This window comes from Streptomyces sp. NPDC001443, assembly GCF_053597355.1.
This window is the reverse complement of sequence record NZ_JBSFIA010000003.1, coordinates 204,582-226,628: the sequence shown is the minus strand read 5'-3', so window position 1 is coordinate 226,628 and position 22,047 is coordinate 204,582. Positions and strand designations below refer to the sequence as shown.

Annotated in this window: 24 protein-coding genes; 17 read left to right on the top strand and 7 right to left on the bottom strand. The window is 73.2% G+C overall.

Going from position 1 to position 22,047, the window contains the following annotated elements:
- The first annotated feature begins 208 nt into the window (after positions 1-208).
- From ACWC24_RS06000 to ACWC24_RS05965, 8 genes are all read left to right on the top strand, one after another.
- Entirely contained in the window at positions 209-601 is a 393-nt protein-coding gene (locus ACWC24_RS06000) for a hypothetical protein (RefSeq protein WP_450661600.1), read from the top strand.
- Between the two features lie 10 nt (positions 602-611).
- Positions 612-1,475, top strand: a complete 864-nt coding sequence (mshB, locus tag ACWC24_RS05995) for an N-acetyl-1-D-myo-inositol-2-amino-2-deoxy-alpha-D-glucopyranoside deacetylase (protein ID WP_450661599.1) — start codon at positions 612-614, stop codon at positions 1,473-1,475.
- Positions 1,472-1,882, top strand: a complete 411-nt coding sequence (locus tag ACWC24_RS05990) for a DUF6113 family protein (RefSeq protein ID WP_450661598.1) — start codon at positions 1,472-1,474, stop codon at positions 1,880-1,882. Before mshB ends, ACWC24_RS05990 begins: the two co-directional genes overlap by 4 nt.
- Positions 1,883-2,074: 192 nt before the next feature.
- The gene (locus tag ACWC24_RS05985; protein ID WP_450661597.1) at positions 2,075-4,357 is read left to right on the top strand and encodes a hypothetical protein; all 2,283 of its coding nucleotides are present in this window, start codon (positions 2,075-2,077) and stop codon (positions 4,355-4,357) included.
- Positions 4,358-4,487: 130 nt separating this feature from the next.
- Positions 4,488-5,438: an ABC transporter ATP-binding protein gene (locus ACWC24_RS05980; RefSeq protein WP_450661596.1), complete on the top strand. Its 951-nt coding sequence runs from the start codon at positions 4,488-4,490 to the stop codon at positions 5,436-5,438.
- Positions 5,435-6,175 (top strand): ABC transporter permease, encoded by a 741-nt coding sequence (locus ACWC24_RS05975; protein WP_450661595.1) that lies wholly within the window; start codon positions 5,435-5,437, stop codon positions 6,173-6,175. Before ACWC24_RS05980 ends, ACWC24_RS05975 begins: the two co-directional genes overlap by 4 nt.
- Positions 6,172-7,374: a sensor histidine kinase gene (locus tag ACWC24_RS05970; protein WP_450661594.1), complete on the top strand. Its 1,203-nt coding sequence runs from the start codon at positions 6,172-6,174 to the stop codon at positions 7,372-7,374. The genes ACWC24_RS05975 and ACWC24_RS05970 overlap by 4 nt, the downstream gene beginning before the upstream one ends.
- Positions 7,371-7,985, top strand: a complete 615-nt coding sequence (locus ACWC24_RS05965; RefSeq protein ID WP_450661593.1) for a response regulator — start codon at positions 7,371-7,373, stop codon at positions 7,983-7,985. The genes ACWC24_RS05970 and ACWC24_RS05965 overlap by 4 nt, the downstream gene beginning before the upstream one ends.
- Before the next feature lie 47 nt (positions 7,986-8,032).
- On the opposite strand, the gene ACWC24_RS05960 is transcribed toward ACWC24_RS05965, so the two are convergent.
- Both ACWC24_RS05960 and ACWC24_RS05955 read right to left on the bottom strand, forming a co-directional pair.
- Complete coding sequence (locus tag ACWC24_RS05960; protein WP_450661592.1) at positions 8,033-8,884, bottom strand: transglutaminase family protein; 852 nt, start codon at positions 8,882-8,884, stop codon at positions 8,033-8,035.
- A 17-nt stretch (positions 8,885-8,901) separates the two neighbouring features.
- The gene (locus tag ACWC24_RS05955; protein WP_450661739.1) at positions 8,902-9,930 is read right to left on the bottom strand and encodes a GNAT family N-acetyltransferase; all 1,029 of its coding nucleotides are present in this window, start codon (positions 9,928-9,930) and stop codon (positions 8,902-8,904) included.
- 140 nt (positions 9,931-10,070) lie between these two features.
- Between ACWC24_RS05955 and fdxA the strand changes: the two genes are divergently transcribed.
- Together fdxA and ACWC24_RS05945 are read left to right on the top strand one after the other, a co-directional pair.
- Positions 10,071-10,391 (top strand): ferredoxin, encoded by a 321-nt coding sequence (fdxA, locus tag ACWC24_RS05950; RefSeq protein WP_007495984.1) that lies wholly within the window; start codon positions 10,071-10,073, stop codon positions 10,389-10,391.
- Between the two features lie 132 nt (positions 10,392-10,523).
- On the top strand, positions 10,524-11,621 hold the full coding sequence (locus ACWC24_RS05945; protein ID WP_450661591.1) for a bifunctional succinyldiaminopimelate transaminase/glutamate-prephenate aminotransferase: 1,098 nt from the start codon (positions 10,524-10,526) through the stop codon (positions 11,619-11,621).
- Between the two features lie 91 nt (positions 11,622-11,712).
- On the opposite strand, the gene ACWC24_RS05940 is transcribed toward ACWC24_RS05945, so the two are convergent.
- Both ACWC24_RS05940 and ACWC24_RS05935 read right to left on the bottom strand, forming a co-directional pair.
- A complete protein-coding gene (locus ACWC24_RS05940; protein WP_450661590.1) occupies positions 11,713-12,135 on the bottom strand; it encodes an ATP-binding protein in 423 nt (140 codons plus the stop codon).
- 357 nt (positions 12,136-12,492) lie between these two features.
- On the bottom strand, positions 12,493-13,527 hold the full coding sequence (locus ACWC24_RS05935) for a heavy metal transporter (protein WP_450661589.1): 1,035 nt from the start codon (positions 13,525-13,527) through the stop codon (positions 12,493-12,495).
- 84 nt (positions 13,528-13,611) lie between these two features.
- Here ACWC24_RS05935 and dapE point away from each other — a divergent pair, with 84 nt between their 5' ends.
- Both dapE and ACWC24_RS05925 read left to right on the top strand, forming a co-directional pair.
- Positions 13,612-14,691 carry a succinyl-diaminopimelate desuccinylase gene (gene dapE / locus ACWC24_RS05930; RefSeq protein ID WP_450661588.1) on the top strand — a complete coding sequence of 360 codons (1,080 nt, stop codon included), beginning with the start codon at positions 13,612-13,614 and terminating at the stop codon, positions 14,689-14,691.
- Between the two features lie 137 nt (positions 14,692-14,828).
- Positions 14,829-15,590, top strand: a complete 762-nt coding sequence (locus tag ACWC24_RS05925) for an LOG family protein (protein WP_450661587.1) — start codon at positions 14,829-14,831, stop codon at positions 15,588-15,590.
- A 187-nt stretch (positions 15,591-15,777) separates the two neighbouring features.
- Here ACWC24_RS05925 and folP read toward each other — a convergent pair whose 3' ends face one another.
- On the bottom strand, positions 15,778-16,638 hold the full coding sequence (gene folP, locus ACWC24_RS05920; RefSeq protein WP_450661586.1) for a dihydropteroate synthase: 861 nt from the start codon (positions 16,636-16,638) through the stop codon (positions 15,778-15,780).
- A gap of 131 nt (positions 16,639-16,769) precedes the next feature.
- On the opposite strand from folP, the gene ACWC24_RS05915 reads away from it, so the two are divergent.
- Together ACWC24_RS05915 and ACWC24_RS05910 are read left to right on the top strand one after the other, a co-directional pair.
- Positions 16,770-17,114, top strand: coding sequence for a DivIVA domain-containing protein (locus ACWC24_RS05915; protein WP_450661738.1), 345 nt, complete (start codon positions 16,770-16,772; stop codon positions 17,112-17,114).
- Positions 17,111-17,689, top strand: coding sequence for a DNA-3-methyladenine glycosylase I (locus ACWC24_RS05910; RefSeq protein ID WP_450661585.1), 579 nt, complete (start codon positions 17,111-17,113; stop codon positions 17,687-17,689). Before ACWC24_RS05915 ends, ACWC24_RS05910 begins: the two co-directional genes overlap by 4 nt.
- 108 nt (positions 17,690-17,797) lie before the next feature.
- Here the strand turns inward: ACWC24_RS05910 and chcB are convergent, their stop codons facing one another.
- Complete coding sequence (gene chcB, locus ACWC24_RS05905) at positions 17,798-18,601, bottom strand: 2-cyclohexenylcarbonyl CoA isomerase (protein WP_450661584.1); 804 nt, start codon at positions 18,599-18,601, stop codon at positions 17,798-17,800.
- Positions 18,602-18,985: 384 nt separating this feature from the next.
- Here chcB and ACWC24_RS05900 point away from each other — a divergent pair, with 384 nt between their 5' ends.
- Positions 18,986-19,153 (top strand): DUF3117 domain-containing protein, encoded by a 168-nt coding sequence (locus ACWC24_RS05900; RefSeq protein ID WP_003966491.1) that lies wholly within the window; start codon positions 18,986-18,988, stop codon positions 19,151-19,153.
- A gap of 177 nt (positions 19,154-19,330) precedes the next feature.
- On the opposite strand, the gene ACWC24_RS05895 is transcribed toward ACWC24_RS05900, so the two are convergent.
- On the bottom strand, positions 19,331-20,026 hold the full coding sequence (locus ACWC24_RS05895; protein WP_450661737.1) for an O-methyltransferase: 696 nt from the start codon (positions 20,024-20,026) through the stop codon (positions 19,331-19,333).
- Positions 20,027-20,276: 250 nt separating this feature from the next.
- Here ACWC24_RS05895 and sigE point away from each other — a divergent pair, with 250 nt between their 5' ends.
- Together sigE and ACWC24_RS05885 are read left to right on the top strand one after the other, a co-directional pair.
- Entirely contained in the window at positions 20,277-20,978 is a 702-nt protein-coding gene (sigE, locus tag ACWC24_RS05890) for an RNA polymerase sigma factor SigE (protein ID WP_450661583.1), read from the top strand.
- Positions 20,975-21,970 carry an anti-sigma factor family protein gene (locus ACWC24_RS05885; RefSeq protein ID WP_450661582.1) on the top strand — a complete coding sequence of 332 codons (996 nt, stop codon included), beginning with the start codon at positions 20,975-20,977 and terminating at the stop codon, positions 21,968-21,970. Before sigE ends, ACWC24_RS05885 begins: the two co-directional genes overlap by 4 nt.
- Positions 21,971-22,047 lie beyond the last annotated feature (77 nt).

Here is a 22,047-nt window from a genome sequence, read left to right as displayed (position 1 = left end):
ACTCACGCGAGTGAACAGCTCCAACTGGGCCGGATTCGAGGGACGTTGCCTGCCTATTCTCGGCGTAACAACCGGCTCGGCTGCGCTCGCGCCTTCCGCTCGCCGGCCCCAGGACGCTGCCATGACTGCCGCACTTCCGTCGCCGCTGCCTGAGCGCCCTCCGGCCCCGCTCCGGATGGTCTGGCCAGGGCACCCCATGGAGGACACCATGAGCACTCAGGCCGACCACGGGCACGAGCTGATTCCCCGTCCCGAGCAGACTCCCGATGCCTTGCGTGCCGCTCTTGCCGTCGTTGCTCCAGGGCGTCTGGACGAGATGCAGGCCACGAAGGACGAGGCTTTCGCCGAAGCGGCCGAGTGGCAGTCCGTCAGTCCGGTGCGGAGCTGGATCCTGATCCGGGCCAGAGAGATCGAGATCGCCCGCAGGACGGATCTGTCCGCCCGCTACGCCCGGGCGGAGAGCAATCTCGAGCACGAAGATCCGGTCATGGCGCGGGAAGCCCTCCGCGAGCTGAGTGCGGTCCTGGACGAAGCAAGGACCGGATCGACGAGGGCCGACCGGCGCCGGGGAGGTGGGCGCGCGGTGCGAGGGGCCTCGTAGGGTGGGGCGTATGACGGAACAGAGCGCCCGGAGTCTGCTGCTGGTGCACGCGCACCCGGACGACGAGTCGATCAACAACGGCGCGACCATGGCCAGGTACGCGGCCGAGGGCGTCCGGGTGACCCTGGTCACCTGCACCCTCGGTGAGCTCGGCGAGGTCATCCCGCCCGAGCTCGCGCACCTGAGCGGTGCCGCGCTGGGCGAACACCGGCTGGGCGAACTCGCGGCCGCGATGAACGAGCTCGGCGTGAAGGACTTCCGTCAGCTCGGCGGCCCCGGCCGCTACCGGGACTCCGGGATGATGGGCCTGCCCGACAACGACGACCCGGCCTGCTTCTGGCAGGCGGACGTCGACGAGGCCGCCGCCCACCTCCTCGAGGTGATCCTGGAGGTGCGCCCCCAGGTCCTCGTCACCTACGACGCCGACGGCGGCTACGGCCACCCCGACCACATCCAGGCCCACCGCGTCGCCGTGCGCGCCGCGGAGCTGGCGGCCGAGGCCGGACGGCCGATCCCCAGGGTCTACTTCAACCGGGTGCCGCGCCCCGTGGTCGAGGAGGCCTTCGGCCGGCTGCGCGACCGGCTGCCCGGCCTGCCCTTCACCGAGACCGCCGCGGTCGACGACGTACCGGGCGTGGTGGCCGAGGAGCGGATCACCGCCGAGATCGACGGCACCGCGTACGCCGCCGCCAAGGCCGCCGCGATGCGCGCGCACGCCACCCAGATCGAGGTGGCCCCCGACGAGACGTCCTTCGCGCTCTCCAACGAGCTCGCGCAGCCCCTCTTCACCACCGAGTACTACGAGCCGGCGGACGGCACCACCGGGGCCGGACGGGTGTCCGACCTGTTCGCCGGGACAGGGGAGACGTCATGACGCAGCACGGTTCGATGCTCGCCCAGCCGCTGCAACGGCCCTCCCTCGGACGGGTCCTGGCCTGCCTGGGGCTCTTCCTGCTCGGCGTGGTGGTCGCCATGGCCGGGGCCCTGGTGCAGTCCGGCTGGTTCCCGGGCGGACTCCTGCTCGCGCTCGCCGGCGCGGCCGGGCTCTTCCTCGGCGGGTCGCGGGTGACGGGCAGCCGCGGCGGGGCCGTCGCGTCCGCCGCGGGCTGGATGGTCACCGTCGTCTTCCTCACCGCCACCCGTCCCGAAGGGGACTTCCTGTTCGGCGCGGGAGGCGGCTCCTACCTCTTCCTGCTGGGCGGCATGGCTCTTGCTGTGATCTGCGCCACCCTCGGTTGGGGGCGACGATCGGGGTCCGACTCCGTCCGACTTGGGAAGTGACGTACCACTTCGCCGTACGGCGCACGGGTACGTGCCGTGTGGTTTTACCCGGCGGTCGCGGGATAGAGGCCGGAAGCGGCCAGTATGGTGGTGCGCGCCGCCGAGCCTTCCCCGAGCACTCGACCCCGTTCGAGCAGAGGGAACCCCCACATGAGGTTGTGCGGGCGGCGGAGTCAACCGGGAGAACCTGCCTTGAGTCGTGAAACTGACACTCCGTCCTCCGGGCCCGACGGGCGCGGCGGAGCCGCATACCCTTCGGGCACGCCGCCGTACGGGACCCCCATGGTTTCCGACGCCGACGCCGCCGCGGGCGCGGGACGTCCGGCCGCCCGGCCGGAGGAGCGCAAGACCGAGACCACGCTGACGACCCGTATCCGGATCAACATCCCCGGGTCGCGGCCGATTCCGCCGGTCGTCGTCCGTACGCCCGTCGCGGACACCGAGAGCGGCTCGGGTGACGACACCGGCACTCACGCGCAGCCGGACGTCGCCCCGTCCGCCGCGGCCGTCGAGCCCCCCGCCGAGCCCGAGGCCCCGGCCGAGGAGAAGACCAGCGACTGGTTCGCCCCCCGCAAGGGCGGCGCGGCCAAGAGCGGCTCCACCAACGGTGCGGGCATGCCCGGCGGTGCGGCGGCGGGAACCGCCCCCGCCGGCGGTTCCACCGCCGCCGGTCAGGGCCCTGCCACGGGTGCGCGGCCGGGTGCCGGCCGCCCCGGCGGCACCGGCTCCGCGAACGTCCCCGGCGGCTCCCGCCCCGGCGGTACGAACGGCGCCGGACTGCCCGGTGCCACCGGCGGCCCGGTCGCGCCCGGCCACGGTGGCGGCACCGGTTCCTTCGACGTGACCGAGGCGCTGGCGGCGGGCCCGCTGGGCGGCGGTGCCCGCCCCGGGACCGGCGAGCCGCGCCGTGACGACCTGCCGTACTTCACGGAGAACGGCCGGAGCGGCCACGGCGGCCCGCCGAGCGGCCCCGGCGGCCAGGGCGGCGCCCAGGGCCCCTCCGGCCCCACCGGCGGGCCCGTCACCGGTGACGGCCCGCTGGTGCCCCCGGCCGGCGCGGCGCCCGGTGCGCCCGCCGGTGCGCGTCCCCCCGGTGGTCTCGGCGTCCGTCGCGTTCCCGGCGCGTCCGGCGCGCCCGGCGGTCCCGGCGGTGCCGGCGGTCCCGCTCGTCCCGGTGCCCCCGGTCGCGCCGGTGCCCCCGGTCGGCCCGACGCGCCCAAGTCGTTCACCGGTGAGTCCTTCACCGACCCCACGCCCGCCGGCCCCCGTGGCGGCGCGGCGATCCCCGGCGGCGGTCTGAGCGACGACACCGCGATCCTCACCCCGCAGAAGCCGGCCTCCGGCCCGGGCCCCGGCGGCTACGGCGGCCCCCGGGACAAGGTCTCCGGGGACACCGTCACCAGCGGCATGCCCGTCGCGCCCCCCGGCGCGCCGTTCGGACCGGGACCCCGCTTCGACGGGCCTCCGCAGCACACGGGCCCGAAGCTGCCCGAGCCGGTCGCGCAGAACGTGCCCGCGGCCGCGCCCCGCAAGAAGAAGGGCCGCAGCAAGCTGGTCCTGCTCGGCGGCCTCGCGGTCGTCGCCCTGGTCGGTGCCTACGGCGCGGGCCTGCTGATGAACCACTCCGACGTGCCCAAGGGCACCACCGTGCTCGGCGTCGACATCGGCGGCGGCACCCGTGACGAGGCCGTCAAGAAGCTCGACGACGCCTTCGGCAAGCGTGTCGGCCAGCCGCTGAAGCTGTCGGTCGGCGGCACCACCGTCACGCTGAAGCCGGATCAGGCCGGTCTCCAGTTCGACGAGCAGGCCACGGTCGCCGCGGCCGCCCAGAGCGACTACAACCCGGTCTCCGTGATCGGCTCGCTCTTCGGCGGACAGCGCGAGATCGAGCCGGCCATGCCCGTCGACGAGGAGAAGCTCCAGGCTGCCCTGGAGAGCGCCGCGGGCGGCGCGGGCTCCAACGACGGCACGATCAGGTTCCAGTCGGGCAAGGCCGTCGCCGTCTACGGCAAGCCGGGCAAGGGCATCGACGTCGCCGGGTCGAAGTCCGCGGTCCAGCAGGCCTACCGCACCCAGGTGGAGACCGGCGCGGCAGGCACCGTGCAGGTCCCGACCACCACCCGGCAGCCGACGGTCTCGGACGCCGAGGTCGACCGGATGATGAAGAAGTTCGCCCAGCCCGCGATGTCCGGCAAGGTCACCGTGCAGACGGACGCCGCGCACTCGATCCCCTTCAGCCCGCAGAAGTCCCTGTGGAAGTTCCTGGAGGTCAAGGCGGTCGACGGCAAGCTCGTCGAGAGCTACAACGAGGCCGCGCTCAAGGAGCTCTACGGCCACACCTTCGACGGCGTGCTCATCACCCGCGGCACCGGCCAGAAGACGGCCGTCACGGTGCAGGACGTGATCAGCGCCCTGCGCCCGGCCCTGATCAGCACCACGAACCGGGTCGCCGTCATCGACACGAACCCCAGCTAGGACAGGTCTCGGGAGCCGCCCGGTCAGGGCGGCTCCCGGGCCGTCGTCTCGTGGGCATGACATCTGTCATACGGCAGTCGGGACCGCCGACACTGCCGGACCGGTGGCCGCCGCCGCCACGATGGTGCCCATGACGACGACAGTGAAGGCAACCGCCACCGAGGTGGTCGCGTTCGATCAGGTGAGCAAGAGCTACGGGGACGTACGGGCCGTGGACGGCCTGTCGCTCAAGCTGCACCCGGGGGAAACCGTTGCACTGCTCGGACCCAACGGGGCCGGCAAGTCCACCACCCTGGATCTGCTGCTCGGCCTCAAGCACACCGACAGCGGCTCGGTCCGGGTGTTCGGCACCAGCCCCCGTGAGGCCATAGTCGCCGGACACGTGGGGGCGATGCTCCAGAGCGGCGGCCTGATGGACGAGGTGACGGTCGGCGAACTGGTCAGGCTGGCCTGCGCCCTGCACCCGAAGCCGTACAAGGCGAACGACGTGCTGGCCCGCGCGGGCATCGCGCAGATCGCCGACCGCAAGGTCAACAAGCTCTCCGGCGGCCAGGCCCAGCGCGTCCGGTTCGCCCTCGCCACCGCGGGCGACAGCGACCTGATCGTCCTGGACGAGCCGACCACCGGCATGGACGTCTCCGCCCGCCAGGCCTTCTGGGCCACCATGCGCGAACAGGCCGACCAGGGCCGCACCGTGCTGTTCGCCACGCACTACCTCGAAGAGGCCGACGCCATCGCCGACCGGGTGCTCGTGCTGCACCGGGGCCGGCTGCTCGCGGACGGCACCGCCGCCGAGATCAAGGCGAAGGCCGGCGCCCGGCGGGTCTCCTTCGACCTCGAAGGACCGGTCGACGAGACCGCGCTGCGCGCCCTGCCCTTCCTCACCTCGATCACGGTGTCCCAGAGCGGCGCCGCCGAGGACGGCGGCCGGACCGTCCGCATCCAGTCCACCGACGCCGACGCCACCATCCACGCCGTGTACGGGCTCGGCGTCTACCCCCGCAACCTCGAAGTCGCCGGGCTCGGCCTGGAGCAGGCCTTCGTCGCCATCACCGCCGCCGAGGAGGCCAAGCAGTCGTGAACGCCCTCATCAAGCTCGAACTCGCCCGCGCCCTGCGCAACCGCAAGTTCCTGTTCTTCTCGGTGGTCTACCCGTCCGTCCTGTTCCTGCTGATCGCGGGCCAGGCCGACAGCAAGACCAAGCTCGACGGCACCGGCCTGACGCTCCCGACGTACATGATGGTCTCGATGGCCTCCTTCGGTGCCCTGACGGCCGTCCTGATGGGCAACAGCGAGCGCATCGCCAAGGAGCGCGAGAGCGGCTGGGTACGGCAGCTGCGGCTGACCACCCTGCCGGGCCGCGGCTACGTCCTCGCCAAGACCGCCAGCGCGGCCGTGGTGAGCCTGCCGTCCATCGTCATCGTGTTCGTCGTCGCGGCGGCCGTGAAGGACGTACGGCTGGACGCCTGGCAGTGGCTCGCCCTCACCGGCGCCATCTGGGCCGGCAGCCTCGTCTTCGCCGCCCTCGGCGTCGCCATCGGCTACCTCGCCAGCGGGGACGCGGTCCGCCCGATCACGATGATCACCTACTTCGGCCTGTCCATGCTCGGCGGCCTGTGGATGCCCTCGACGAGCTTCCCGCAGTGGTTGCAGGACATCGCCGAATGGCTGCCCACGCACGCGTACGCTGCGATGGGACAGGCGATCGAACAGAGCCAGGCCCCGCACGCCCGGGACGTCGGCATCCTCGCCGTCTTCTTCGTCCTGTTCGCCGGTGGTGCGGCCTGGCTGTACCGGAAGGACACGCTGAAGGCGTGAACGGCAACCTTGACGAGGACCGCGAGGCCGGCAGCGGACGGCTGACATCGCTGGGCCTGCTCCCCCGCAACCGGCGCGAGATCCTGATCAAGACCTTGTGGATCGTGGTCTGGCTGGTCTTCCTCGGCTCACCGGTCCAGGATCTGGCCGGCGGCCGGCACAGCGCCTCCGGCACGGCGGCCGGCTGCCTGGGCCTCGCCGTCTTCGTCGGGGTCTACCTGGCGCTGGTCTTCCGGAACATGGGGGGCGGCCGGGCGCTGCCGCCCCGTGCGGTCGGTGCCCTGGTCGCCGCCCTCGGCGTGCTGGCCGTCGGTCTGTGTCTGGCCTTCGGCAAGGAGTGGCTCGGGCTCTTCGTGTACGTCTCCGTCGCCTGCGGTGCGGCCCTGCCGCTGCGCTGGGCGGCCCGCACCATCCCGCTGACCGCCGCGGTGATGCTGCTGGTCGGGCTGCGGGTCGGCGAGCAGGACGCGCTGAACCTGCTCGTGCTGGTGGTGCTCATCGGGTTCGCGATGACCGGCGTCGGCCAACTCGTGCGCACCACGATCGAGTTGCGCCAGGCCCGCGCCACCGTCGCCCAGCTCGCCGCCAACGAGGAGCGGCTGCGCCTGGCCCGCGACCTGCACGACCTGCTGGGCCACTCGCTCTCGCTGATCACGCTCAAGAGCGAGCTGGCCGGCCGGATGCTCCCCGGCCACCCCGACAAGGCGGCCCAGCAGATCGCCGACATCGAACAGGTCAGCCGCCAGGCCCTGGTCGACGTGCGCGAGGCCGTCACCGGCTACCGGCGGGCCCGCCTCGCCGACGAGCTCGCCGGGGCCCAGGTCGCGCTGACGGCGGCCGGTGTCACCGCCGGACTGCCCCCGGCCCCCGACCTCGACGGCTTTCCCGAGGAGGGCGAGGCCGCCCTCGCCTGGGCACTGCGCGAGGCGGTCACCAACGTCGTACGGCACAGCGGCGCCCGGCGCTGCACGGTGGAGCTGCTGCACCGCCAGACCCTCGACGGACCCGTCCTCGAACTCTCCGTCGAGGACGACGGCCGGGGCGGCTCCGGGACGGCTCCCGGCAACGGCCTGACGGGTCTGACCGAGCGGCTGGAGAAGGCGGGCGGCACGCTGGAGGCGGGTCCCCTCAAGCGCGGGTTCCGTCTGGTCGCCCGCGTCCCGGCCGGATACCGGCCGGACATAGGATCCGGGGCATGAGCCACACGATCAAGGTCCTGCTGGCCGAGGACCAGTCGATGGTCCGCGAGGCGCTGGCCGCGCTGCTCGGCCTGGAGGACGACATCGAGGTCGTCGTCCAGGTGGCGCGCGGGGACGAGGTCCTGGCGGCGGCCCGCGAGCACGACGTCGACGTGGCGCTCCTCGACATCGAGATGCCGGGCGCGACGGGCATAGAGGCGGCGGCCCTGCTGCACCGGGAGATGCCCCGGGTGAAGCTGGTCGTCCTCACCACCTTCGGCCGCCCCGGATACCTGCGCAGCGCCATGGAGTCCGGCGCCGACGCCTTCCTGGTCAAGGACGCCCCCGCCGCCCAGCTCGCCGAGGCCGTGCGCAAGGTGCTGGCCGGCGAGCGGGTCATCGACCCCACCCTCGCGGCCGCCGCGCTGGCCGAGGGCGCCAACCCCCTCACCGACCGCGAACGCGAGGTCCTGCGCGCCGCGGCCGACGGCTCCACCAACGCGGAACTGGCGAAGCTGCTGCACCTGTCCCAGGGCACGGTACGCAACTACCTCTCCACGGCGATCCAGAAGTTAGCGGTACGCAACCGGGCTGAAGCGGTACGCACCGCCCGGGAGAAGGGCTGGCTCTAGCCGCCTGACGGCAGGGGAGGGGCAGGGCAGCGGCGGGAGGCCGGGGGTCAGTTCAGGCGGGCGCGGGCCGCCGTCGCCTGGCCGCGCACCTTCTCCGCCAGGGACGCGTCCACCACGTCCACCAGGTCCGCGTACACCTCCATCTCCGCGGCCCCGGCCACGAAGTCCCCCCGCTGCACCAGGACCTGCGCCCGCTCGTACCGCAGCCGCGCCGGATGCGCGGGCAGCAGCAGCGCCAGCTCCACCGCCCACAGCGCCACGTCCGACCGTTCGGGCCGGGCCGAGGCCCACGCCCGGACGTTGTTCAGGATCCGCGTCACCACCTCCAGCGGGTCCGCCGGCGTCAGCATCGACGGCGTCAGCCGCGCCCCCGTGGCCCCCACCACGAGCAGCTCGGCATCGGCCCCGCTGAGCAACCGCCCCCCGCCGAACGGGTCCGCCAGCACCTGTTCGTCCTGCGGCCCGAACCCGACGACGAAGTGCCCCGGCAGCGCGACCCCGTACACCGGCGCGCCCGCCCGGCGCGCGACCTCCATCCACACCACGGACAGCAGGATCGGCAGCCCGCGCCGCCTGCGCAGCACCTCGTGCAGCAACGACGAGCCGAGCCACTGGTAGTCGCCCGGCGAGCCGTGGAACCCGCAGCGCTCCCCGAGCACCGCGCGCAGCGCACGGGCCCAGGCCGCGGGCCCGCCCGGCCGGAACGGCAGCTCCCCCGCCAGCCGGTCCAGCTCCATCTGCGCCGCGTCCATGCCCGCCTCGTCGAGCGCGCCGTCGGCCACCGCGCCCAGCAGCAGACACAGCGCCGACAGGTCCGGCTTCTCGCAGCGGGCCTCCTCGGCGAACCGCAGGCGCAGCGCGGCCGAGCGTTCGGGCGGCGGGGGGAACGGATGGCGCATGGCAGGCTCGTGCCCGCTCACGGCGATCCGTACCGGCCGTCGTCGGACCCGGCCGGCGCCCGGTAGTGGTGGTAGGCGTGATGCGCGGCGAAGCCCAGCCGCTCGTACAGCGCCCGCGCACCGGCGTTGTCCGTCTCCACCTGGAGCCAGGCCGCGGAGGCGCCCTCGTCGAGGGCCCGCCGGGCCAGCGCGGCCATCACGGCGGTGGCCAGCCCGCGCCGCCGCTGCGCCGGGTCGACCTCGACGGCGGCGAACCCGGCCCACCGCCCGTCGACGACACACCGCCCGATCGCGGCGGGCGGCTCCTCCGCCCGCTCGCCGGGCACGGTCGCGAACCACACCGAGGGCCCGCTCGCCAGCACCGTCAGGGCCACCTCGCTCACTCCCTTGCGCTGATAGCGCGCCAGCCACGCCTCACCGGCCGTCCGGGACAGCACCACCCCGGACGGCTCGCCCACGTCGGCGAGCGGCGCGAGCGCCCCGGCCCAGACCTCGGCGCTCACCTCGCGCACCCATCCGCGCCGCTCCAGCTCCGCGCACAGCGGTTCCTCCGTGCCCTCGCCGCCGGTCGCGGTCTGGACGTACGCGGGCAGGCCGCGCTCCTCGTACCAGCGTCGTACCTCGGTGAGCGCCTCGTCGAGCGGGAGGCCCGGGTCGCCGAGCGGCAGCACCGAATTCGCCCGCCGGGTGAACCCGGCGGCGGCCCGCAGCTCCCACCCGCCCAGCCGCGCGCTTTCCAGCGGCCGCCAGGCGCGTGCGGCGACCTGGGCGAGCTCCTCGTAGGACGCGGCCGGGCCCCGGCGCCGTGCCGGTGCGGCGGGCACCACCTTCCCCGCGACCAGCGCGGACCGCGGGATCCGTACGACTTCGCCGTCCCGTCGTGTGATCACGACCACAGCGTCGTCCCATGATGTGAGAACGCCGACCGTGTCGGTGAATTTCCCTCCGGTCTCGCCGGGGTCGCTCAATCGTCGCACCGAGACGCGTTTGCCCACGTCAGCGGTGGTGATGCGGACCTCCAGACGACCGGCGGCCGAGATTTCCACAGGTCGGTCCACCCCTCCTGTTCGGATCGTGCCCAAGAACGGAGATACTAGGGGCGGGCATCGACGACGCCGCGCTCCCGCGCGCCAGGCGGCGGAGCCTGCAGAGGCCCGCCAGCGCCCTATCGAGGAGGAACGACAGCGTGACCTACGTCATCGCGCAGCCTTGTGTCGACGTGAAGGACAAGGCCTGCATCGAAGAGTGCCCGGTCGACTGCATCTACGAGGGCCAGCGGTCCTTGTACATCCACCCGGACGAATGCGTCGACTGCGGCGCCTGTGAGCCGGTCTGCCCGGTCGAGGCGATCTTCTACGAGGACGACACTCCGGAGGAGTGGAAGGACTACTACAAGGCGAACGTCGAGTTCTTCGACGAGCTCGGCTCTCCCGGCGGCGCCAGCAAGCTGGGCCTGATCGAGCGCGACCACCCCTTCGTCGCCGCGCTGCCGCCGCAGGCCGAGTAACACCGCAAGCGGCCCGCAACACCGTGCCGCCTCGGTTCCGTACGGCCTGATCGCCGCCCGATCACGCCGTACGGGGCCGAGGCGTCTGCCGTTCGCGAGGGCCGTGCGTTCGAGAAAGTGAGCGAGATTCCCGTGTCCTCAGTCTCCGACCGGCTGCCCACGTTCCCCTGGGACAAGCTGGAGCCGTACAAGAAGACGGCCGCCGCGCATCCGGACGGCATCGTCGACCTGTCCGTCGGCACCCCGGTCGACCCGGTCCCCGAACTGATCCAGAAGGCTCTGGTCGCCGCCGCGGACTCGCCGGGCTATCCGACGGTCTGGGGCACCCCCGAGCTGCGGGACGCGCTCACGGGCTGGCTGGAGCGCCGCCTGGGCGCCCGTGGGGTCACCCACCGGCACGTCCTGCCGATCGTCGGCTCCAAGGAACTGGTCGCCTGGCTCCCCACCCAGCTGGGCCTGGGCCCCGGCGACCGGGTGGCGTACCCGCGCCTGGCCTACCCGACCTACGAGGTCGGCGCCCGGCTGGCCCGCGCGGACCACGAGGTCTACGACGACCCGACCGACCTGGACCCGGCCGGCCTGAAGCTGCTCTGGCTCAACTCGCCGTCCAACCCGACCGGCCGGGTGCTGGACAAGGCGGAGCTCACCCGGATCGTCGCCTGGGCCCGCGAGCACGGCGTCCTGGTCTTCTCCGACGAGTGCTACATCGAGCTGGGCTGGGAGGCCGAGCCGGTCTCGGTCCTGCACCCGGACGTCAACGGCGGCTCGTACGAGGGCATCGTCTCGGTCCACTCGCTGTCCAAGCGGTCCAACCTGGCCGGCTACCGCGCGGCCTTCCTGGCCGGCGACCCGGCCGTCCTCGGCCCGCTGCTGGAGATCCGCAAGCACGGCGGCATGATGACGTCGGCGCCGACGCAGGCGGCCGTGGTGGCGGCGCTCGGCGACGACGCCCACGTCCGTGAGCAGCGTGAACGGTACGCGTCGCGGCGCACGCTGCTGCGTGACGCGCTGCTGGGCAACGGCTTCCGGATCGAGCACAGCGAGGCGAGCCTCTACCTGTGGGCCACCCGGGACGAGTCCTGCTGGACCACCGTGTCCCGGCTGGCCGACCTCGGCGTCCTGGTCGCCCCCGGGGACTTCTACGGCACCGCGGGCGAACGGTTCGTCCGGGTGGCGCTCACGGCGACGGACGAGCGGGTACGGGCCGCGGTGGAGCGCCTGGCGCGCTGATCGCCGGCGCGCCCCTGCGGCCCGGCGCGCGGACAGGACACGGCGACGGGGTCCGGGTTTCCCCCGGACCCCGTCGCCGTGTCCTGTCGGCTCAGCCGCCCAGCGGCAGCCCCTTCAGCGGCAGCCCGCCCTTGGTGAGGGCGTCCGTCGGCAGCCCGCCCTTCGTGGCCGCCGACGCCGCCTGCCCGAGGACGCCCCCGCCGGCGCCCGCGCCCTTGCGTGCCGCGGGCGTCGCCTTCTTGGCGGCCTTGCCACCGGTCCTGCCCGCGGCCGGCGGGGCCTTCTTGGCGGCCTTGCCGCCGGTCTCGTTCGTGAGTGCGGCGACGTTGCGTGCCGCGCCGTCGACCGTGGTGCCGAGGTTCGCGCCGTCCAGGGAGGTGAGTCCGCCCAGGTTCGGGGTGGCCGGCAGTTCGGCGGCCGCACTCGCGGAGCCGGCCGCGCCGACCCCGGCGGCCGCTCCCGCTGCGACCAGCAGCGCGACACGGGCGATCCGGCGGGTCAGAGGCAGGGACATGATGCTCCTTCGAGGGAGAGAACAGGGAAGTGTCCGACCGGACCCGTTAGTTGATCGGGATTGATCGTCCGGGCTCGGTCCCCCTGACTACCGCTCGAAGCCCGTGAAGGTTGCGGACGCCCCGCGCAAAGAATTCGCAATGCATCGCATTATCGGGTACGGATAAAATCGGGCAAAGATCGCACGGCCCGCAACTCGGCGGAACCCCGGGGCCCTTGGGCCGCAAGGGATCCGGCGTATCGGGGCGGGCCGGCGCGCGGACCCGGGGACCCGTCCGTCCCCGGCCGCCCCACGCAACCCGCGCGGGTGAAGCCCCGTACTGCTGCGCGGTGGCCCGGCCGGCCGCCTGCCCGACCGTTACTGCGGCGCGGTGACGATCCGGATCGAGTCCCCGGCCGCCTGATCCGTCTGCTCCGTCGTGCCGGAGTCCGTCGTCCTGGCCGCGCGCCACCGGCTGTCGGTCGTCCCGGCGGTCCACTCCCGACCGGCGTAGGAGATGCGCGAGATGTGCAGCGCGGAGGCGTTGGCCACCGCCCAGTGCGCGATCTGCCAGCCGCGCTCGTCGGTGCTGCGCCCCGCCGGGTCGCGCGTCCCGCTCGGCACGGGCACCGTCACGGTCCGCCCGTCGGCCGCGGCGCTCACCTCGGGCACGGGTACCGACGCCGACTTGCCGCCGCCGTGCTTGCCGCCACCGCTCCTGCCGTCGACCTCCGCACCGGCCTCCTGCAACGCCTCGCGCCCGAAGTCCCTCACCAGCGCCGTGCGGACCGCGCTCGGCCCCGCGGCCGTGGCGGCGGTCGCGGCCGTCTGGCGGCCGTCGCAGGTCAGGGTGGCCGCCGTACGCCCGGTGAGGGCGGCGGCGAGCAGCGCGGCGTCCGACTCGTGCTTGGCGTACGCCTCCGGGTAGCCGCTGCGCTGCACCCGCTGCGCGGCCACGGTGAGCGGGAGTTCCTCGTAGTCGGAGACCTTGACCAGGTGCTCGTAGAAGACGCCCGCCGCGTACGTCGGGTCCATGATCTGCTGCTCGGTGCCCCACCCCTGCGACGGCCGCTGCTGGAACAGGCCCAGCGAATCGCGGTCGCCGTGCTGGATGTTGCGCAGGCCCGACTCCTGGAGCGCGGTCGCGAGCGCGATGGTCACGGCCCGCTCGGGCAGTCCGCGGTCGGTGCCGACCGCCGAGATCGTCGCCGCGTTGACCGCCTGCTCGGGGGTGAACTCGTAGACCGCGGGGTCGCCCTGGCCCGAGACGACCCGGCAGCCGGGGCCGCCGGCGCCGCCGGTGAGGTACTGGACCGCGAGATAACCGGCGACCGCGCACAGGACGACGACGGCCGCTCCGAAACGGAGGAGGCGGCCGCGGCGCTTGGGGGAGGTGGGGGACGGCTCTGGCACTCGTACAAGGTAGCGGAGACCCCCGTGGCCGCCGCGCCGGGTGTGGACAGTGGGGCGAGGGGCCGGCGCGCTAGGGTCGGCGCCATGGCCGATACCCCGCTTGACCTCACGTCGGACGCCGCCCGGCTCACCGCGCAGCTCGTGGACTTCCGGTCCGAGAGCGGCACCGAGAAGCCCCTCGCGGACGCGATCGAGACCACGCTGCGCACCCTGCCGCACCTGACGGTGGAGCGGTACGGCAACAACGTGATCGCCCGTACCTTCCTGGGGCGTTCGGAGCGGGTCGTGCTGGCGGGCCACATCGACACGGTGCCGATCGCCGGGAACGTCCCCTCCCGCCTCGACGAGGACGGCGTGCTGTGGGGGTGCGGCACCTGCGACATGAAGTCCGGCGTCGCGGTCCAGCTGCGCATCGCCGCCACGGTCCCGTCCCCGAACCGCGACCTGACCTTCGTCTTCTACGACAACGAGGAGGTCGCCGCCGAGCTCAACGGCCTCAAGCACATCGCCGAGAACCGCCCGCAGTGGCTGGAGGGCGACTTCGCGGTGCTCCTGGAGCCGTCCGACGGCCAGGTGGAGGGCGGCTGCCAGGGCACCCTGCGGGTCCTGCTGAGGACGACGGGCGAGCGCGCCCACTCGGCACGCGGCTGGATGGGCTCCAACGCGATCCACGCGGCCGCCCCGATCCTGGCCCGGCTCGCCTCCTACGAGCCGCGCCGGCCGGTGATCGACGGACTGGAGTACCGGGAGGGCCTGAACGCGGTGGGCGTCTCGGGCGGAGTGGCCGGGAACGTCATCCCCGACGAGTGCGTCGTCACGGTCAACTTCCGCTACGCGCCCGACCGCAGCGAGGAGGAGGCCGTCGCCCACGTCCGCGAGGTGTTCGCGGACTGCGGGGTGGCGGAGTTCGTGATCGACGACCACAGCGGCGCCGCGCTGCCCGGTCTGTCCCACCCGGCCGCGGCGGCCTTCATCGAGGCGGTGGGCGGCACCCCGCAGCCCAAGTTCGGCTGGACGGACGTCTCCCGCTTCTCGGCGCTCGGCGTCCCGGCGGTGAACTACGGCCCCGGGAACCCGCACTTGGCGCACAAGCGGGACGAACGGGTGGAGATCGGCAAGATCCTGGCGGGCGAGGAGCGGCTGCGCGCCTGGCTGACGGACTGAGGGGCCGCCGCTCCACGCAGGACATGCGGACGTCCCCCGTACGTAACCCGCGTAGATCTAGGCTGAGGTGGAAAGACCTGTCCCCCGACTCCGGTCGCGCCGGAGCGGGGGATGTCCCGACCGCGGAGGGAGCGCACATGGCTACCGGGAACCCCGAGGGCAAGAAGCAGCCACCGGAGGAACAACGCCTGGGACCCGTCCTCCGAAGGCGGAGCCAGGTGACGGCGAGCACGACGGACCAGCGGCTCCTCGACGCGGGCGGCCCGTCGGACTGGGTCCACACCGACCCGTGGCGGGTGCTGCGCATCCAGTCGGAGTTCATCGAGGGCTTCGGCACGCTCGCCGAACTTCCGCCCGCGATCAGCGTGTTCGGCTCGGCCCGCACACCGCGCAACAGTCTGGAGTACGACGCGGGCGTGCGGCTGGGCCGCGGCCTGGTGGACGCGGGCTTCGCGGTCATCACCGGCGGCGGCCCCGGCGCGATGGAGGCGGCGAACAAGGGCGCGTCCGAGGCGGGCGGTGTCTCGGTCGGCCTCGGCATCGAGCTGCCGTTCGAGGAGGGGCTCAACCCCTACGTCGACATCGGACTGAACTTCCGTTACTTCTTCGTCCGGAAGATGATGTTCGTGAAGTACGCGCAGGGCTTCGTCGTCCTGCCCGGCGGTCTCGGCACCCTGGACGAGCTCTTCGAGGCCCTGACCCTCGTCCAGACCCAGAAGGTCACCCGCTTCCCCATCGTCCTGTTCGGCAGCACCTACTGGGGCGGCCTGGTCGACTGGCTCAAGCACACCCTGATCGCCCAGGGCAAGGCGTCCGAGCAGGACCTCAACCTCTTCCACGTCACGGACGACGTGGACGAGGCGGTCGCCCTGGTCTCCAAGGAGGCGGGCCGCCACTGAGACCGGACCCGCGTAGGCGGCCCCGGCGGGCGATTCGACCGCCCGCCGGGGCCGCCCGTCGGGTCCTGACCGTTCGCCGAGGTCCGCCCGCCTGTCGAGGCCGCCCGTCAGCCGGTGACCGGACCGTCCGCCGGGGCCTGTCGTCCGCAAGGGGCCCGGCCGTCCGCCGGGCGCGGCCCGGGGCCGGTCAGGCCAGGCCGCGCCGGGCCACCGCCGGCTCCCGCAGGCCCGCGATCGACGCCACCATGTCCAGCACCTGCCGGGTCTCGGCCACCTCGTGCACCCGGTACACCTGCGCGCCCAGCCACGCCGACACGGCCGTCGTCGCCAGCGTGCCCAGCACCCGTTCCTTCACGGGCTTGTCCAGCGTCTCCCCGACGAAGTCCTTGTTGGACAGCGACACCAGCACCGGCCACCCCGTCGAGACCATCTCCCCGAGCCGCCGGGTGGCCTCGAGACTGTGCCGGGTGTTCTTCCCGAAGTCGTGCCCCGGATCGATCAGTACGGACTCCCGCGGCACCCCCAGTGCCACCGCACGCTCGGCCAGCCCCACCGTCACCCGCAGGATGTCGGCCATGACGTCGTCGTACGTCACCCGGTGCGGCCGGGTCCGCGGCTGCGCGCCGCCCGCGTGCGTGCACACCAGCCCCGCCCCGTACCGCGCGGCGACCTCCGCGAGCCCCGGGTCCACCCCGCCCCACGCGTCGTTCAGCAGATCCGCGCCCGCCTCGCAGACCGCCTCCCCGACCTCGGCCCGCCAGGTGTCCACGCTGATCACGACGTCCGGGAAACGGCGCCGCACCTCGGCCACGAAGCCGACGGTCCGCCGCGCCTCCTCCTCGGCCGTCACCTCCTCGCCCGGCCCGGCCTTCACCCCGCCGATGTCGATGATCGCCGCGCCGTCCGCCACGGCCTGCTCCACGCGCGCGAGGGCGGGTTCGTCCCGGAAGGTCGCCCCCTGGTCGTAGAAGGAGTCCGGGGTCCGGTTCACGATCGCCATGATCACCGGCTCGTGCGCGTCGAATTCACGCCTGCCCAGCCTGAGCATCCCCTGTGACCTCTCCTAGTACGTCCTGGTCTTCGGCCGCCTGCGACCCTAACCGTCAGATTCGCATGGCACGATCGGACCCTGACACTTTCGACACCGAGCACACCGAGCATGGGGACCCAGCGATGGTTATGTTCTTGTTCCTGGTGGTCGCGCTGGCCGTGGTGGTCGCCGCGGTGACCCTGGCCGTCGTGGGCGGCGGCGAGGGCACCGGCCCGCTGCCGGAGGCCGCGCCCGAGCGGCTGCACGACCCGCTGCCCCCGCAGCGCCCGGTCGACCGGGCCGACATCGACAGCCTGCGCTTCCCGCTGGCCGCCCGCGGCTACCGCATGTCCGACGTGGACGACGTCCTCAACCGCCTCGGCGCCGAACTCGCCGAGCGCGACGCGCGGATCGCCGACCTGGAGTCCGCGCTGGCCGGCGCCCAGTCCGGCCCCCGCGTCTCCATGGACAAGCCCGAGGAGGACCACAGGTGAGCGACGCGGTCGCGGGCCCGGACGGCCTGCTGCGCTGCCCCTGGGCCCTGTCCACCCCCGACTACGTGGCCTACCACGACGAGGAGTGGGGCCGCCCGGTCCACGGCGACGACGAACTCTTCGAACGGCTCAGCCTGGAGGCCTTCCAGTCCGGCCTGTCCTGGATCACCATCCTGCGCCGCCGCCCGGGGTTCCGGGCCGCCTTCGACGGGTTCGTGATCGCCAAGGTCGCGGGCTTCACCGACACCGACCGCGAACGCCTCCTCGCCGACACCGGCATCATCCGCAACCGCGCCAAGGTCGACGCCACGATCGCCAACGCGCGCGTCCTCGCCGACTGGGCCCCCGGCGAGCTGGACGAGCTGATCTGGTCGCACGCCCCCGACCGGTCCACCCGCCCGGCCCCGAGGGGCCTCGCGGACGTCCCGGCGGTCACCCCGGAGTCCACGGCCCTGTCGAAGGCCCTGAAGAAGCGCGGGCTGCGCTTCGTCGGGCCGACGACGGCGTACGCGCTCATGCAGGCGTGCGGACTGGTCGACGACCATCTGGCGGACTGCGCCGCACGCCGCGGCTGAGCGCGCCCGCCCAACGGGGCCGGACGCGTCCGTGACCGGGCGCGCCCGCCTTCCGCCGCCGGGCGGCCCCGGAGCCGGACGGGAGCCCGGAGCCGGACCCGGACTGGCTCAGCGGCCCAGGTACTTCGGCTTCTCCTTGTCGACGAACGCCTTGACCGCGATCGCGTGGTCCTCCGAGGACCCGGCCCGCGTCTGGAGCTCGTCCTCCTTCTCCAGGGTCTCGTCCAGCGAGTGCGTCAGCCCGTAGGCGACGGCCTCCTTGAGCGCCGCGTAGGCCACCGTCGGTCCCTCGGCCAGCGCCCGCGCCACCTTCTCCGCCTCGGCGCGCAGTTCGGCCGCCGGCACGATCCGGTTCGCGATCCCCAGCTCGTACGCCTCCTGCGCCTTGATGCCGCGCGGGAAGAGCAGCAGGTCGGCGGCGCGGCCCGGCCCGACCACCCGCGGCAGGGTCCACGAGACGCCCGAGTCCGCGGTCAGCGCGACGCCCGCGAACGAGGTGTTGAACGCGGCCGTGTCCGCCACGATCCGGTAGTCCGCGGCCAGCGCGAAGCCGAAGCCGGCCCCGGCGGCGACCCCGTTCACCGCGGCGACCACCGGCTTCGGCGCCCCGGCCAGGGCCCGCACGATCGGGTTGTAGTGCTCCCTGACCGTGCTCATGGTCCGGTCCGAGCCGGTCTCCCGGTCGGCGATCAGCAGCCCGATGTGCTCCTTCAGATCCTGGCCCACGCAGAAGGCCCGGTCGCCGGCCGCGGTCAGCAGTACGGCCCGTACGGCGCCGTCCGCGGCCGCCGCCTCGACCGCGTCGCGGAGGGCGACCTTGGCCTCGACGTTCAGCGCGTTCATCGCCTCGGGGCGGTTCAGAGTGATCGTCGCGAGCCCGTCGCTCACCTCGTAGAGCACGGTGTCGGCCATGGCGGAACCCCTCCGGATGTGTCGCTGTGAGGACGTACCGGCCGGTACGTCAGGTGTCCGAAGGACAGCATGGCGGAGATCACCGGCCATGCGCCGGAGCGTCCGTGTGACCTGCGTCAAAGAAATTCCGACAGGTTTCCGGTCGCGCGGCGTCCGTGCAGCGGAGCAGTATCGCAGTCACATCGCCGAATTGGGTGGTTTTGCTCGCGCGCGTTGCCCAAGCGATGCCGACTGATGTTGGTCATCGGGTCCTGAGATGCGGGATAATGGCCTGGAAGCAATGTGTTCGATGCCGGTGTCGTGCGTCCCACGCTGAGGATTGCGCGTGCCCTCCCAGGGGCCGTCGGCTTTGACGATGAGCTGGTTTCAGGAAGGGGAACGAGCATGGCGGCCATGAAGCCGCGAACGGGTGATGGCCCGCTCGAGGTGACCAAGGAGGGGCGGGGCATCGTCATGCGCGTTCCGCTCGAAGGCGGCGGTCGACTCGTCGTCGAGCTGACCCCTGACGAGGCCGACGCGCTGGGCGACGCCCTCAAGAAGGTCGTCGGCTGAGCGCGAAAGCGACCGTACTCTTTCAGCCGCCCCGGTGCCGCTTCGGTGCCGGGGCGGCTGCATCGTGTCGGCAGGTCCGTCGTCGGCGGGTCCGTGGCCGGCAGGCGGGTCCTCGGCCGGTGCGTGGTCGGCGGGTGCTGCGGGTGCCGCTGGGGTGTGTGGTGGGGCGGGCGGACGTCAGCGCTTGACCGCGCACAGCAGTCCGTCACCCACAGGGAGCAGCGAAGGCACCAGTTCCGGGATCTCGCGCACTCCGCGCAGCAGCTCCCGGATCCGTATGACCTCCGTGGGCTGCGGCCCGGAGTCGACCGTGCGGCCGTTGGCGAACACGCCCTCGAAGACGACCAGACCCCCGGAGCGCAGCAGGCGCAACGATTCAGCTAGGTAGTCGAGGAACTCCAGCCGGTCGCCGTCGCAGAAGACGAGGTCGTAGCCCGCGTCCGCCAGCCGGGGCAGGACGTCCAGCGCGCGGCCGGGGATGAAACGGGCCCGGTTGCTGGCGAAGCCCGACGCGCGGAAGGCGTGCCGGGCGAACTGCTGGTGCTCCGGTTCGGGGTCCACGGTGGTCAGCACGCCGTCCGGCCGCATCCCGTGCAGCAGGTGGATGCCCGAGACCCCCGTCCCGGTGCCGATCTCCGCGACCGCCTTCGCGTCCACCGAGGCCGCCAGCAACCGCAGCGCGGCGCCCGTGCCGGGCGACACCGAGCGCAGCCCCGCCTCGCGGGCCCGGTCACGGGCCCAGCGCAGTGCTTCGTCCTCGGCGACATAGGCGTCGGCGAACGCCCAGCTCGTCTGCCGGTTGCCGGTGATGACCCTCTCCTGTCCCGTGGTTGCCTGGGCGTGACTGTATCCGTTGCCGCCGGGAACCCGCAGATGGGACCGGGCGTTTATAGAGGTGGCGAAGACGGGCGGGGGGACACGGTTGGATCACGACGAAGGACCGGGCGAGAAGCAGGTCGAAGGGCAAGTGCTGACGCGGCCGCACGAGCCGTGCCGACCCAGATCAAATTCTTGTAAAACCGCTTATCCGGAGCTAACGGGCGAGGTGGCTATGGTAGGGGCTCCACTGGACACCACCAGAGCCGACAGGGGAGGTGCGGCTGAGCCTGTGGATCGGGGGGGAGTGCTGAGGCGCTTCCTCGGATCGTCGGGCGGGCCGAAATCCGTGAACGACACCGCTGCTGACCCCAGCCATGCCGCTGACACGACCCAGACCGCGACTTTCTCCACCGACGCGGACGGGCAGGCGTGGACTCCGCCCACCTGGGAGGAGATCGTCAGCATGCACAGCGGCCGGGTGTACCGGCTCGCCTACCGCCTCACCGGCAACCAGCACGACGCCGAGGACCTCACCCAGGAGGTCTTCGTCCGCGTCTTCCGCTCGCTGTCCACGTACTCGCCGGGCACGTTCGAGGGCTGGCTGCACCGCATCACCACGAACCTCTTCCTGGACATGGTCCGCCGCAAGCAGCGCATCCGCTTCGACGCCCTCGGCGAGGACGCGGCGGAGCGCCTGCCCAGCCGCGAACCGTCCCCGCAACAGGTCTTCAACGACGCGCACTTCGACGCGGACGTCCAGCAGGCCCTCGACACCCTCGCGCCCGAGTTCCGTGCCGCGGTCGTCCTGTGCGACATCGAAGGACTGTCGTACGAGGAGATCGCCGCGACCCTCGGCGTCAAGCTCGGCACGGTCCGCTCGCGGATCCACCGCGGCCGCTCCCAGCTGCGCAAGGCCCTGGCGCACCGTTCGCCCCAGGCGCGCGCCGAGCGTCGTTCCTTCATCGCCCGGGTGCCCGCTCTGGGGGGAGGGGGCGCGACCGCGTGAGTGGATCACGACCCATCCCCACCGAACGGCTCCTGGCCGAGCAGCACCTGGGAGACCGACTCTCCGCCCTGGTGGACGGAGAGCTCGGTCATGACGCGCGCGAGCGCGTGCTGGCGCACGTGGCGACCTGCCCGAAGTGCAAGTCCGAGGTCGACGCCCAGCGCCGGCTGAAGAACGTCTTCGCGGAAGTGGCCCCGCCGCCCCCCTCCGAGAGTTTCCTGGCCCGGCTCCAGGGACTCCCCGGCGGCGACCCCGGCGACGGTTCCCCGCCGCTCGGCGGGGGCGGCTTCGGCGGCTTCGCCGGCCGTGCCTCCGGGGGATTCGCCGGCCGGGCCGGGGTCTTCGGCGTCAGGCGCGAGGACCCGTTCGACTTCGACTTCGTCCCCTCCGGCGATCACGGTTCCGTGCTGCCGCCCACCTCACCCGACCGCGGCTTCCGCATCCATCCGGTGGGCCGTGGCGAAGCCGAGCGGTCCGCCTCGCGCGGGCTGCGGTTCGCGTTCGTCGCCGCCGGTGCGGTGTCGCTCGCCGCGGTGGCGCTCGGCGGCGTCACCACCGGCACGCCAGGCGGTACGGCCGCGGAGGCCCGCGGCGGCTCCGGCAGCGGCAGCAACGTCACTCCGGCCCGCAGCCCGGGCACGTCGGCCACGGGCGTCTCCGAGGGCCAGCGACGCCGCGGGTACGGACCGCTCATCGGGCAGGGCCGGACGGGGGCGTCCGGGCAGACCCCGCTCGCCCCGACCGGGTCGGCGGCGCCGCTGCTGCCCGGGGCGCAGTCGCCCGGCGTCGGCGAGGACGTCGTGCACGCGCTCACCACACCGGTGGTGGCCGGTGTCGCCGCCATGTCCCCGTTGATACGTCCGCTCACCGCGGCCACACCGATCGCCCTCACGGCGTGGTCCTCGGCCCCCGAGGCCACCGCACCCGGTCTGCTCGCCGCACCCGTCCCCTCCCCGTCCGCCACCCCTTCCGCCTCCGCGTCGACCCGCTGACCAGCCGTCCCGCAGGCCCCGGCCGCTGCACGGCGGCCTGCGAACCTGGTTGAATCCAGGGTGGGCCGCGCCCACGG